Below are 13,391 nucleotides of genomic sequence, written 5' to 3' on the forward strand. Positions count from 1 at the left end.
CTTTACTCTTTGCTTTCCGCCGGGTAATACCGCTCCAAAATCTTGGTGTCGATCCGGTCCAGTTCCTCCCTCGGAATCATCCGGAGAAGCTCCCAGCCTTTATCCAGGGTTTCCAGGATCGTCCGGTTTTCGTTTGGCCCTTGGCCGACAAAGTCGTGCTCAAACGCATTTCCGAATTCCAGATATTTTTTATCGAGAGGGGACAGCTCATCCTCGCCGATGACGGAGGCCAGCGCTCTGGCGTCGCCCACCTTGGCGTAACAGGAGAAAAGCTGATTGGCCACGTCCTGATGATCCTCTCTGGTGTAGCCTTTTCCGATACCATCCTTCATCAGACGCGACAGGGACGGCAGCACGTTGATCGGCGGATAGATCGCCTGGCCGTGCATGGTCCGGTCCAGCACGATCTGGCCTTCGGTGATATAGCCGGTCAGATCCGGGATCGGATGGGTGATATCATCGTTGGGCATGGTCAGAATCGGAATCTGGGTCACGGATCCTTCTCCGCCCCGGACGATACCAGCCCGCTCATAAAGCGTCGCCAGCTCACTGTAGAGATAGCCGGGATAGCCCTTCCGGGAAGGAATCTCTCCCTTGGAAGAAGAAACCTCACGCATGGCCTCGGCGAAGGACGTGATATCGGTCAGGATAACCAGGATGTGCATGCCCTGCTCAAAGGCCAGATACTCCGCGGCGGTCAGCGCCACCTTCGGCGTGATCAGACGTTCCACCACCGGATCATTGGCAAGGTTCAAATACATCACCACGTGGTCCGAGACGCCGCTCTCCTCAAAGGTGCGGCGGAAGAATTCGGCCACATCGTATTTCACGCCCATCGCGGCAAAGACGATGGCAAATTTTTCATCGCCGGAGCCGCCCAAGGACGCCTGCTGTACAATCTGCGCCGCCAGCTGGTCATGGGGCAGTCCGTTTCCGGAGAAAATCGGAAGCTTTTGGCCGCGGATCAGCGTCGTCAGGCCGTCGATGGCTGAGATACCGGTGCAGATATAGTTTCTCGGATATTCCCGTGTCACCGGGTTTAACGGCAGGCCGTTGATGTTAAGCCTTGCCTCCGGCATGATCGGCCCCAAGCCGTCGATGACCTCGCCGATCCCGTTGAACGTCCGTCCCAGGATATCCGGGGACAGATCCACCTCCATCGGGCGGCCGGTCAGCTTGGTATGGGTATTCTGCAAGGACATGTTTTCCGTCCCTTCAAACACCTGGATCACCGCCCGGTCTTCATAAATTTCCACGATACGCCCCAGCTTGCGCTCGCCGTGGTCCATGCGGAACTCGACGATCTCGTCATAAGACGCATTTTTCACGTCCTCCAGAACCACAAGAGGACCGTTGATCTCACTTAATCCCAGATATTCAATCGGCATACTGCTCCTCCTTATGCGTTCTTCTTCAGGACGTTCTGATAGAAATCATCCACCCGCTTTTTGTATGCGTCAAAAAGCTCCGGCTGATTGTTCGGCACGTCATATTTGATCGAGATGATTTTCTCGAAGATATCTTCGCTCTTTAACACCGACATCGGCATTCCCATGGCTACCAGTTCCCGGCATTTCTGATAGAAATAGAGAATGATCTCCATCATCAAGAACTGCTTCCGCATCGGCACACAGGTGTCCTCCGGGTGGAAGGCGTTCTGCTGCAAAAATCCCAGACGTACGACGCGGGCGATCTCCAGCACCAGCTTTTGATCATCCGGCAGTACGTCGCTGCCGATCAGTTTGACGATCTCCATCAGGCTACTCTCCTTGTTCAGGATTGCAAGGATCTGATTTCGGTCGTCCACAAACTTCGGGGAAACCTCTTCCTTATACCAGAAGGCCAGATCACTCAAATACTCGCTGTAACTGGTCAGCCAATGGATGGCCGGAAAGTGTCTCGCGTAAGCCAGGGATTTGTCCAAGCCCCAGAAACAGCGGACAAAACGCTTGGTATTCTGAGTGACCGGCTCGGAAAAGTCGCCGCCCTGAGGGGAAACGGCGCCGATGATGGAGACGGAACCCTCGGTTCCGTTCAGGTTCTGCATATCCCCGGCCCGCTCGTAGAACGCGGACAGCCGGGAAGCCAGATAGGCCGGGAAGCCTTCCTCCGCCGGCATCTCCTCCAGACGTCCGGAAAGCTCGCGGAGCGCCTCGGCCCAGCGGGAAGTGGAATCCGCCATAATGGCAACGTCGTAGCCCATATCCCGGTAATACTCGGCAAGGGTCACGCCGGTATAGATCGAAGCTTCACGGGCCGCTACCGGCATATTCGAGGTATTGGCGATCAGCGCGGTCCGGTCCATCAAAAGATTTCCGGTCCGGGGGTCGGTCAGCTCGCCGAATTCTTCCAACACCTGGGTCATCTCATTTCCGCGCTCTCCGCAGCCGATATAGACGATAATGTCCGCATTGGACCATTTTGCAATCTGATGCTGGGTCATGGTCTTCCCGGTTCCGAAACCGCCCGGCACCGCTGCGGTGCCCCCTTTGGCGATCGGGAACAAGGTGTCCAGAATCCGCTGGCCGGTCAAAAGCGGCTTGCTGGCCGGATACCGTTTTTCCACCGGCCGCGGGATCCGGATCGGCCATTTCTGGGCCAGACAGACCGGAACCTCTCTTCCGTCTCCGGTGCGCACCACAACGATCGGTTCTTCAATCGTGTAATCACCGTCCGGAACCGTTTGAACGATCACTCCGGAAAGATCCGGCGGAATCATGGATTTGTGCACAATGGAGCTGGTCTCCGGGACTTCCGCGATGATGGTGCCGCCGTGGACTTCCTCGCCTGCTTTCACCACCACATGGGTGCTCCACTTTTTATGCCGGTCCAGGGCATCCACGCTCATGCCGCGGGAAATGTACTTTCCCGACATCTTGGCAATCTCTCCAAGGGGGCGCTCAATGCCGTCAAAAATATTGTGCAGAATGCCGGGGCCTAAGGTTACAGAAATCGCATCCCCGGTGGCCTTCACCGTTTCTCCGGGCATCAGCCCTGTGGTCTCCTCGAACACCTGCACCGTGGTCATATCTTTTTTCAGGGAAATAACCTCGCCGACCAGACGCTCCTTGCCGGCATAGACCATTTCCGCCATCTGAAAGCCGGTGTCGCCTTTCAGATAGATGACGGGGCCGTTGACCCCGTAGATTGTCGCTGTCTTAGCCATGGAGGATCCTCCCGTCAAAGGTAAACGCTTCCTTTTCCCCTTCCAGCAAGGAAGAGAAGGAATTGTCAATCAAAATATTCTTCGTGGGAACGACTGCCTTCAAACCGCCGCCAAAGTCTTCTTCCGCGATCTCCAGCTCATGGCCGCCTTTTTCTTTGAGACGGCCGGCCAGCGATTCATCGCCGCGGCCCAGGGTCAAAACCAGCTCGTCTTCGCCGGCAAAGGCTTTCGCCTCCTCAATTTTTTTCAGCAGGTACGCTTCATAATCCGGCGTCTCTCGGAACGCGTTCAGCTTATCGGCCACCTTGCCGAACAGCTTATCTTTCAACTGATCTTGCTTTTTGGAGAGCCGCCGCTTAATCCGCAGCTGCTCCGCCGAGAGAGCTTTGTTGACCTGGCGTTTCGCATTGTCCGCCTCAGCTTTCAGCTCCATCTCCGCCTGGCGGCGTTTCGCCTGACGATGCTCCTCCAGGGAAGCTTCCAACACCTGCTCATATTCTGTAACAGCACCTTCGGCCTCCTCCTTGGCATTTTCCACGGAGACCTCATAAAAATGCTGCAATTTTTCCTCGGTCGTCAAAGGAACCACCTACCTTCCTGATTCTTACTTACCATTACTTTTTAGAGCTTCAAACCGATTGCCTCATTGACATAGGAGGTAATGAAATCCGGAGCCCGCCCGGTTCCGTGACGGTCCGGGATCTCCACGATCAAAGGCAAGCGGTGGTGAAGCTTCACATCGTCGATCAGCTCCGGGAACTCCCGCCCGAACCGCTCCATCAGAAGAAGGATGCCCAGTTCCTTGTCCGCCAGCGCCTTTTCCAGCGCTGCGCGCAGTTCATCCCTGGTCCGGACGACCACGCCCTCCACGCCTGCCAGGCGCATCCCGGTCAAGGTATCTCCATTGTCGCTAATCAAAAACATCCTCATCGCCTGCCCCGCCTTCTTAACCCAGTTTACCGAGAATCATGAAGGAAATAATCAATCCGTACAGCGCCACGCCTTCTGCCAGGCCGACGAAGATCAACGATTTACCAAGTACCGACTGATCTTCGCTGATCGCGCCCAAAGCCGCGCTGGCTGCGCTGGCCACGGCGATACCGCCGCCGATACAAGAAAGGCCGGTAACCAATGCCGCCGCAATATAGCCCAGTCCGGTGGCAAGGCCCGCGCTTTCCGCTGCGCCCGCTTCCGCCATCACCGGAGCGCCGCCGCCAAACAAAACGACTGCCGCAATCAAGAGCGTGCCGAAAAATAGAAATACATTGGTCCCAAGTGCCGCTTTATAGCGTCCCTTTGTGCGCCGTCCGCCCAAAAAAACTCCAAAAGGAATCAAAATGCTGAATACCAGCGCCACCGCGAGCGTAACCATAGCTAATGTTGTCATGACAATACCTCCTAAATATTCTCTCTCTCTCTATTTTTTCCTTTACCCTGTATATTCAATGTTCCGCCGCTGCCCCGGATCTTGCTCCGGTACAGGAACGGGACAAATTCTTTTCCGGTGCCTTTGTAGAAGCGGCTGAACATCTCATAGTATTCCAGACGCAGCACCTGAATTCCAACAATCAGCCCTTCCAGGCCACAGACAAAGATATTGCCCAACACCACAACCAGCCAGTTGGGGGATCCCCCGTTTTCCGCGCCGGCCAGCGTCAGCACCACGCTCATCATAGCCGCATGGCTGACCGCAAAGGCGCCGATACGGACGAATGACAGCGTGTTGGAAAAATAGCTGAGCAGAACTTCAAAAAGTTCGAAGAAGCCCTGCACCACAAACATGACCTTGCCGCCCTCCATCTTATCCTTTTTCTTCTCCACCAGAGCCGTCAGCGGCTCTTTCAAAAAGATCAAAAGGAGCGGAACGCCGAACATCAATAAGAGGACGATCGCACCCGGCATCGTGTGTCCGGTCATCATCAAAACAATGGCGACCGCCGCCGAACCGTAAAACACCAGCCCGGCCAGCGCATTGGTGTCAAACCAGATATTTTCCGGATCCCTGGCTTTGATCCCGTTTACAATGTGGAACACCATGGCCAGCAAAATCAGGCCCATGCCGAAGCCGATGGCTACGATAAACACCGTGTTCAGCTGTCCGACAAAGGGCACATCCATCATGGCGTTCATCGGCCGCAGCCAGACCGGATCCAGCGTCTCAAAGCCGAACACGCTGCCGAACAGGAACCCGAATATCGTGGAAAAGATCCCCGCCGTGCCGATGATGGCGGCCAGATCCATCTTTTTAAAGTGATAGAGCAAAAAGCCTCCTACCGCCAGGCAGAGCCCCTGACCTACGTCGCCGAACATGGCGCCGAAGATAAAGGTGTAGGTGATTGCCACGAAGATCGTGGGATCCATCTCCCGGTAATCCGGCAGCCCATACATCCGCACAAACATTTCGAAAGGCTTGAAAATCTTCGGATTTCGCAGCTTGGTCGGCGGTTTGCAATGGATGTTGTTCTTATCGTCCTCGATGATGCAGAACAGCCGGTCGTCGTTTTCCACTTCCTTCTGGAACTGGAGCGCATCCTTTTCCGCCATCCAGCCGCAGAGTACGTAAAAAGTATCGCGCTTCTCTTTTACGCAGGCAGCCACCTTCCGGACATCGAAGTTGACGGACAGGGCATTCAGACATTCTCTGGCCGAGATCACTTTCCGCGCTTCCGTGTGGAGGATTCCCACCGCCTCGTTCTTGCATTCCTGAACCTGTCGGACGACCTCTTTCAGCTTTGACTCCAATTCCACATAGGCGTCCTCCGGCGTCCCCTTGTACTCGTCGTACTGCTCGGAGATAAAAAGCCGCTCAAAGTGCATGGAGGACAGGACCGCATCCACCTTATCAATCTGTGTCCGTGGGGCAAAATACACACCCCAGACAAAATTCTCATCCATGTAGCTTTTATAGAAAACCGTATCCACGCTGTCGTAGACATATTGCTCGAAATTGCTGTAAAACTCCCGGCCGATCCGGCCAAACCGGCACCGGATAAACCGGAAGTTCAGGATCACCCTCATGGTCTCCGGCAGCCCCCGGAACGGGGTCAGCGTCCGCAGTTCTTTTTCTAAATCCGCCTTCTGTGCTTCCAGCTCGGCCCGCCTGCTATCCGTTTCCAGCAGCCTCTCCTCCAGATTCTGGATCAGGGAGAGGGCCTCCTCCACCGACATCTGCTCCGGCTCTTCTTTCTCCGCCTCCGGCCCCAGGGAACGGACAAAGTCATTGGCCTTGCCCAAGGCGTCCCGGTAAGGGTTGGCCTGGATGTAAGGGGACAGATGCTGAACTTCGGTTAACTGAGCCAGCGCATTTTCCAGATGGATTTCATATTTGGATAAATACTGATTCACCACCCGGTCGATGTCCTCCTTGGGACCAGTGATGCTCAAGAATTTCATTTTAACAATCATTGCTGCCCTCCCTTAGTTCTTCATCACATACTGGATGGTCTCTTCCGGGCGGATCCCGTAGCGGACACACTCCACCGCTGTGGTCAGGCGGTTGATCTCATGCTCTTTATGGTAGAGGTAGGAATACATCACCGCAACAGAATGCGGGTGTTTCCTTGCCTCTTTCTCCAGAATATTCCGGAGGATGTACACATACGCTTCCTCCAGGCTTTCCGGATCCATCTCATCCCGGAACTTCGCATAGTAAGACTGGTACAGGAGGTTTTTCAGCTCGTCGATGCTCTCCGCCTCCACCATCCGCTTTACCTCATCCTTCCGGAGCTTATACCGGACCGGAATCAACAGCGGATAAATCTGGTTGGGAGTCATCTGGTAATACTTTTTTGAGCGGTAGATCCAGTTCAAATTCAGCATATCGAATTTCCGCCCGTAAGCCATTGTAACCTCTTCTAAATCAAGCCCCTTGAAGAGCTTATTTTTTAATTTCCAGATCTGGGTAAAATAGTGCTGATCCAGCGCCATTCCATAGTCAAAAATCAACGGATGGACCGTACTGCTTTTCATCTGGCTCAGGAGGCTGTAATACTCGCTTCCCCTTAAGTTTTCGATGAATTCATCCATCGTGGAGGAGTGCATCAGCTTTTCCAAATTTAATTTGGAGTGGCGCCCAAAGAATTCCGAAAACAAGGATAGATCCAGCACCACATCCCGGTGGTCAAAAATATTATTCATGCACTGCTTCATCGCCACAATCTCATAGCGCTTGAAATACAGGTCGAGAAACTTCCTCTGTTCCGGATTTGCAAAGTGATAAATCCGTGCAAAATCCTGGTAGATCGTCCTGCGGAGCAGATGCTCCACCTCGTTCCGGCGCAGTTTTCCTTCATCTACCTCGGCCCAGAGCCTGCGAAAACCGGGCTGCTGCTTCAGATAGGCCACCACCTGCGGGACGGTGAGCATCTCCGAAATTTCCCGGAACTGGGACTCCTTCATCAGACGGCTCTCCATCGCCCGAATCTTCGTGGTCAGGCCACTGTAGGATAATAATGTTCCCATCTCTTCACATCCCTAATATTTTCGCGCAGATCTCATCGGCCATCTCATCCTGCCTTGCGTCAAAATCCGTCTCCATCCGCTCCATCACTTTTTCCACATTTTCCTGGAGTTTCATGATTTCAGCCGACTTTCCGTCCTCCAGCTTCTGACGGATCTCAGCCAGCTTCCGTCCGGTCTCTTCTTCCAGCCTTGCGTCAAAAGCCTTTTTTTCAGCTTCTTTCTGGCGGGCGATCTCCTTCTTTCTGGCAATCACTGCCTCCATGATTTTTGAAGCGATCGTCTCAATCTCCGACAATTTATTGATCACATTCTCCATTTGACTGTTCCGCCTGCCTTTCTCTCCGGGAACCCCGGTCTGATTTAACTTTATCATACACCTTTTTCACAAAAAAGGAAGAATATTTTTCCCCCTCTCTTTTTTGGTAACTGAAGAAAAAATGAAATTTTCATAAAAAACATAGGAAAACGGAGTCTTTTTCACCTTTCCAGCCATGCGCTAAGATCTCGTTCAAATTTTGTCAACCGGTTGAGCTTCCAACAGTACGCCTCGATCTCCCTGAAATCCCTCTTTTTCTCACCATCCATTGGCCTCCCTTTCCTTTGTCGATCCGCAAACAGGTCTTTTTCGACACCATTCTTCCTGTGGCGTTCTTTTTACTCATTCATAAATTTTCTTCTATATTATTCTACCACTTACTTTTCTTAACGTCATTTTTACACTTTATCATCCGTTAACTATTGACTTTTATCAATTAATCCTCTATAATTGCATTGTAAACAATTGATAAATATCAATTTCTATGAATTCATCCTCACGTATTCCGATCGTCTTACCAGAATGAATTTCTTCCTATTATTATATTTTAACCATTTTATCCTTCCCCCATGTCGGATAATCAAAATGTCTCATCTCGGAAGTTCCTTCCGGGATGGTTCTTATTTCATTTTCCCCGGCCGCAGATCCGGCCCAAAACGTCACAGCCATCTTTTACGATGGCCAACACCGGAAACCAGTTGTACAAACAGTAAAAGGAGGTAACTTATGGGTTGGCAAAATATGTTAAGAGAGAGCAGTACCCAGGCAGAAGAGTTGGCTGCAGCGATGAATCTCAGCGAACAGGACGTACAGGCGATGAATGAAATTTTGGATAAATATCCGATGAAGATTCCGGAGTATTACCGGTCCCTGATTGATTTTTCCGATCCGCAGGATCCCATCCGGAAAATGGCCATCCCGGAGGTTTCCGAGTTTCAATGCGAGGGTACCGAGGATACCAGCGGGGAGTGTTCCAACACGGTAATCCAAGGAATGCAGCATAAATACGGGCAGACCGCGCTGATTCTTTCCACCAATCAATGCGCGATGTACTGCCGCCACTGTTTCCGCAAGCGGATGGTCGGCTCCTCCAGCGATGAAATCGCGTCCCAGCTGGGCGAGATGGCCGACTATGTGTCCCGCCACCAGGAGATCACCAATATCCTGATTTCCGGCGGTGATTCCTTCTTAAACAGCACAGCAGTTATCCGGAAATACCTGGAAATTTTTACCCAGATTGATCACCTGGATTTCATCCGCTTTGGAACCCGCGTGCCGGTGGTGCTGCCGCAGCGCATCACGGAAGACCAGGAGCTTCTGGACTGCCTGGAACAATACTCCGCCAAAAAGCAGCTCTTCGTCATCACGCAGTTTAATCATCCAAAGGAGCTGACTTTGGAAGCCAAAAAAGCCATCGACGCGCTGCTAAAGCGGCGGATTGTGGTCCGGAATCAAACCGTGCTTTTAAAAGGGGTAAACGACGATCCTCAGGTCCTCGGTGAACTTTTCAGCAAATTGACGCGCTTTGGCGTGACGCCTTACTACATTTTCCAGTGCCGCCCGGCTCTGGGAGTAAAAAACCAGTTCCAGGTTCCTCTTCGAAGGGGATACGAAATCGTGGAAGCCGCAAAACAGATGCAAAATGGCCAAGGGAAATCCGTACGCTACTGCCTCTCCCACGTCACCGGCAAAATCGAGATTCTAGGCGGCATGCCCTCCGGCGAGATGCTGTTCAAATACCATCAGGCCAAATATTCCGAGGATGCTTCTCGTATTTTCACTGTGGATGTGGAGAATGACCAATGCTGGCTGGACTTTGACGATCCCCACAAAGAAGCGGTCGTTGCATAGACATCATTTCCGCCGAAACCGATTGACGGGATCCATTCCTGTTTGTATAATTGACATCGGTATGGGAGATTCTGCCGGTCCAATCAGGGCGGCAGTTGAATTGCTTCTTCTTTTCCCGTGACCATAATGTGCGCAAGCCGCATGGAGGGAGAAACTATGAACGCGCCGACATATGACGATTCCGTGACAAATTCTATCCTGGAAGTGTTTCCGATCTGCCAGAAACTTGTTATGAACTCCGTCAACCTGAAAGAACCGCGCCTGACGAAAACGCAGCTGTACATCCTGCTTTCCCTGATCGGAAAGCCCCGGCTCACCATGTCCCAGTTAGCCGCCTACATCGCCTCCTCCAAGGAGCAGGCCACCCGCGCCGTAGCGCCGCTGGTGGAGCACGGATATGTCGAGCGGGTCCACGATCCGGAAAACCGCACCCTGGTCTATATTCAGCTGACCGATGCAGGCAGGCATTTCCTTCAGACAGAAAAAGAACAGATCAGGCGGTCCTTGACCAACCGGATTTCTTCCCTGTCCGAAGACGACCGGGAAGAATTTCAAAAATCCGTCAGCACTACGCTGAGGATTTTAAAAAAACTGGAATAAAAGAATACCGTCCGGAAAAATTTCCGGACGGTATTCTTTTATTTTTAAGTCTTTAATGCAAATGGCAAGATACAAAATGTCCCGCCTCGATTTCTTTGCGTACCGGAACTTCTTCACGGCAACGATCGGTTGCGTAAGGGCACCGGTCGGTAAACTGACAGCATTCCTTGGGATTGATAGGACTGGGAATTTCCCCTTTAATGACGATCCGTTTTTTAGCCTTGGTCACCCGAGGATCGGCCACCGGGATGGCGGAAAGCAACGCCTGGGTGTAAGGATGTACCGGATGGGCATAAAGCTCATCCGCCGGTGCTTCCTCTACAATGGTCCCCAGATACATGACAATTACGCGGTCGGAAATATATTTGACAACGCTTAAATCATGGGCGATAAAGAGATAAGTCAGCCCCAGCTCTTGCTGCAATTTCTTCAGCATGTTAATTACCTGCGCCTGAATCGACACGTCCAGGGCCGAGATCGGTTCATCGCAGACAATGAACTCCGGATCCACCGATAATGCGCGGGCAATACCGATCCGCTGTCTCTGACCGCCGGAAAACTCATGGCTGAAACGGTTCATATGCTCTTTATTCAGACCTACGCGGGCCAACAATGCTTCCGCCTTCTGCTGGCATTCTGCACTGGACAATTTACTGTGATGCAGCTTCATCCCCTCGGTCACAATCTCTCCCACTGTCATACGGGGATTCAGCGAGGCGTAAGGATTCTGAAAAATCATCTGTACATCCGAGTGAAACTTCATCCGTTCCTCTTTTGAGAAGGTCTGAATGTCCCGCCCCTTATAGTAGACGTGGCCAGAGGTAGGTGTGTAGAGATTGACCAGGCAACGTCCGGTGGTCGATTTCCCGCAGCCGGATTCGCCTACCAAACCAACCGTCTCCCCTTTATTTACGTTAAAGGTCACATGGTTCACAGCTTTCAGAGTTGCCTTCCGGGAGAGCTGAAAGAATTTACACAGATCGTCCGCCTGTATCAGCGGTTCGGGCGTTACCACTTTCTTTTCTTCGCTCATACGGTCTCCTTTCTCTTCCCTCGCAGATCTACCTTGGGAGCCATCTCATGCTGCAGCCAGCAGGCGGATCGGTGCTCCTCGGTAAGATTCGTATATTCCGGCGGATGCTCCAAGCATACTTTCATCGCATAATCACAGCGCGCCGCAAAGGGGCAACCCTTCGGTGGTGCAAACAAATCGGGGGGAGTGCCGGGAATCGGCGTTAAAACGCTATTCTTATCGGTATCCAAACTGGCGATGGAATTCATCAGGCCATAGGTATAAGGATGGGCGGTTTCATAGAAAATTTCATCTACCGTTCCGTTTTCTAAAACCTTGCCGCCGTACATGACTACCACGCGGTCACAGAGCTTGGCAATGACTCCAAGGTCGTGTGTAATCATAATAATAGAGGTTCCAAACTTTTCCCTTAGTTCCAAAAGCAGATCCAGAATCTGCGCCTCGATGGTAACGTCCAGGGAGGTGGTCGGCTCGTCACAAATGATCATGGTGGGATCGCTGACCAAAGCGATGGCAATCATGATCCTCTGCTTCATTCCACCGGATAGTTCATGGGGATACTGGCGATAACGTTTTTCCGCGTCGGAAATCCCCACCAGTCTCATAATGTTTAACACCTTTTTATGAATTTCGGCTTTCGAAATATCTTTATGACCATGGAATACTTCTTCAATCTGTTTTCCCACACGCATGGTAGGATTCAGCGATGTCATGGGATCCTGGAAAATAAAACCAATTTCCCTGCTACGCAGCGCCTTGAGCTCTGCCTTACTCATCTTCAATACGTCCTTGCCCTTATAAAGGATCTCTCCCCCTTCGAAAAAGCCGGGAGGTTCCGGGTTTAAACGCATAATACATTGGGCCGTCACACTTTTACCGCAGCCGGACTCCCCCACAATGCCTAAAATTTCCCCTTTTCGCAGGGTTAAGCTCACATTGCGAACCGCCTTCACGGTGCCTCCGTAGGTTTTAAAGGAGAAGGATAAATTTTTAATTTCCAATAAATTTTCGTATTCTGCCATAAAACCCTCCTTACTCAGTACCGCGCAGTTTCGGATCTACCGCATCGCGCAGGCCGTCGCCCAACAGATTCAAAGCCAGCATGGTGACACAGATAAAGAACGCCGGAATCATGACCTCGTGAGGCGCCGCGCGCAGATTGGCAACCCCTTCTTTGGCCAGTACTCCCCAGGAGCACTGCGGCGGACGAATCCCCAGGCCGATATAGCTTAAGAATGCCTCATTAAAAATCGCGCCCGGAATCGCCATACAGAGGTTGGTGATAATCATACCCAGAATGTTTGGAATGATATGGCGGACAATGATAGTAAAATCGCTGACTCCCAACACCTTGGCCGCCAGAACGTAATCTTGTTCCTTTAGACGGTACACTTCTCCGCGTACAAATCGGCAGCTTCCGATCCATCCGGTGATACAGAGCGCCACGATCATGGTAGGCATGCCGCGTCCCAATACCAGCATAACCAGAATCACAATAATTAGATGAGGGATTCCGTAAAGGATCTCTACCACCCGCATCATAATCATGTCTATCTTACCGCCATAGTAGCCGCAGAATCCACCGATCAACGCGCCCACAAGGGCATTAACCACAGCGGCGATCAGGCCGATGGAAAGCGAGACTCGGGCGCCCATCCAGATGCGCACCCACAAATCCCGGCCTGCCGAGTCTGCACCCAGCCAATGTTCGGCGGAGGGCACCGCGTGAACAGCAGCGGTATCCATGGCCGTGTAAGTGTACCTGCTGAACATCGGTGCAAATATTGCCAAAAGGCCAAATAGAATCAAAATGCAGAGACCGCAAAAGGCCGCACGATTCTTTTTCAGCCGCCGCCAGGCATCCTTCCAGAAAGACAGGTTCGGCCGGGAGATACTATCCATTTTATCGACATTTTTACCAACAACGGTAAAGAGGTCTTTTGTTAAATTTTCCATGCAGGCTT

General features: G+C 52.1%; 13 protein-coding genes. 2 read left to right on the forward strand and 11 right to left on the reverse strand.

Annotated features, from left to right (window positions below):
• Positions 1–2 precede the first annotated feature (2 nt).
• Genes MUB23_RS17595 through MUB23_RS17630 form a run of 8 tightly spaced genes read right to left on the reverse strand, consistent with a single transcriptional unit; the run spans position 3 to position 8,000 of the window.
• On the reverse strand, positions 3–1,388 hold the full coding sequence (locus MUB23_RS17595; RefSeq protein ID WP_244802056.1) for a V-type ATP synthase subunit B: 1,386 nt from the start codon (positions 1,386–1,388) through the stop codon (positions 3–5).
• A gap of 11 nt (positions 1,389–1,399) precedes the next feature.
• Positions 1,400–3,166 carry a V-type ATP synthase subunit A gene (locus MUB23_RS17600; RefSeq protein ID WP_244802057.1) on the reverse strand — a complete coding sequence of 589 codons (1,767 nt, stop codon included), beginning with the start codon at positions 3,164–3,166 and terminating at the stop codon, positions 1,400–1,402.
• Positions 3,159–3,755, reverse strand: a complete 597-nt coding sequence (locus tag MUB23_RS17605) for a V-type ATP synthase subunit E (protein ID WP_244802058.1) — start codon at positions 3,753–3,755, stop codon at positions 3,159–3,161. The genes MUB23_RS17600 and MUB23_RS17605 overlap by 8 nt, the downstream gene beginning before the upstream one ends.
• Before the next feature lie 32 nt (positions 3,756–3,787).
• Positions 3,788–4,096 (reverse strand): V-type ATP synthase subunit F, encoded by a 309-nt coding sequence (locus MUB23_RS17610; protein WP_244802059.1) that lies wholly within the window; start codon positions 4,094–4,096, stop codon positions 3,788–3,790.
• A gap of 16 nt (positions 4,097–4,112) precedes the next feature.
• On the reverse strand, positions 4,113–4,553 hold the full coding sequence (locus MUB23_RS17615; RefSeq protein WP_244802060.1) for an ATP synthase subunit C: 441 nt from the start codon (positions 4,551–4,553) through the stop codon (positions 4,113–4,115).
• An 11-nt stretch (positions 4,554–4,564) separates the two neighbouring features.
• A complete protein-coding gene (locus MUB23_RS17620) occupies positions 4,565–6,571 on the reverse strand; it encodes a V-type ATP synthase subunit I (protein WP_244802061.1) in 2,007 nt (668 codons plus the stop codon).
• A 12-nt stretch (positions 6,572–6,583) separates the two neighbouring features.
• The gene (locus tag MUB23_RS17625; protein ID WP_244802062.1) at positions 6,584–7,627 is read right to left on the reverse strand and encodes a V0D/AC39 family V-type ATPase subunit; all 1,044 of its coding nucleotides are present in this window, start codon (positions 7,625–7,627) and stop codon (positions 6,584–6,586) included.
• A 4-nt stretch (positions 7,628–7,631) separates the two neighbouring features.
• A complete protein-coding gene (locus MUB23_RS17630; RefSeq protein ID WP_244802063.1) occupies positions 7,632–8,000 on the reverse strand; it encodes a hypothetical protein in 369 nt (122 codons plus the stop codon).
• 669 nt (positions 8,001–8,669) lie between these two features.
• Between MUB23_RS17630 and MUB23_RS17635 the strand changes: the two genes are divergently transcribed.
• Positions 8,670–9,794, forward strand: coding sequence for a KamA family radical SAM protein (locus MUB23_RS17635; protein WP_244802064.1), 1,125 nt, complete (start codon positions 8,670–8,672; stop codon positions 9,792–9,794).
• Between the two features lie 156 nt (positions 9,795–9,950).
• Entirely contained in the window at positions 9,951–10,394 is a 444-nt protein-coding gene (locus MUB23_RS17640) for a MarR family winged helix-turn-helix transcriptional regulator (RefSeq protein ID WP_244802065.1), read from the forward strand.
• 52 nt (positions 10,395–10,446) lie between these two features.
• Here the strand turns inward: MUB23_RS17640 and MUB23_RS17645 are convergent, their stop codons facing one another.
• Genes MUB23_RS17645 through MUB23_RS17655 form a run of 3 tightly spaced genes read right to left on the reverse strand, consistent with a single transcriptional unit; the run spans position 10,447 to position 13,383 of the window.
• Entirely contained in the window at positions 10,447–11,427 is a 981-nt protein-coding gene (locus MUB23_RS17645; RefSeq protein WP_244802066.1) for an ABC transporter ATP-binding protein, read from the reverse strand.
• On the reverse strand, positions 11,424–12,449 hold the full coding sequence (locus MUB23_RS17650; RefSeq protein WP_244802067.1) for an ABC transporter ATP-binding protein: 1,026 nt from the start codon (positions 12,447–12,449) through the stop codon (positions 11,424–11,426). Before MUB23_RS17650 ends, MUB23_RS17645 begins: the two co-directional genes overlap by 4 nt.
• 10 nt (positions 12,450–12,459) lie before the next feature.
• Positions 12,460–13,383, reverse strand: coding sequence for an ABC transporter permease (locus MUB23_RS17655; protein WP_244802068.1), 924 nt, complete (start codon positions 13,381–13,383; stop codon positions 12,460–12,462).
• Positions 13,384–13,391: the final 8 nt, after the last annotated feature.

Origin of the sequence: Cuneatibacter sp. NSJ-177, assembly GCF_022867805.1 — a bacterium.
Taxonomy (GTDB): Bacteria; Bacillota; Clostridia; order Lachnospirales; family Lachnospiraceae; genus Pseudolachnospira.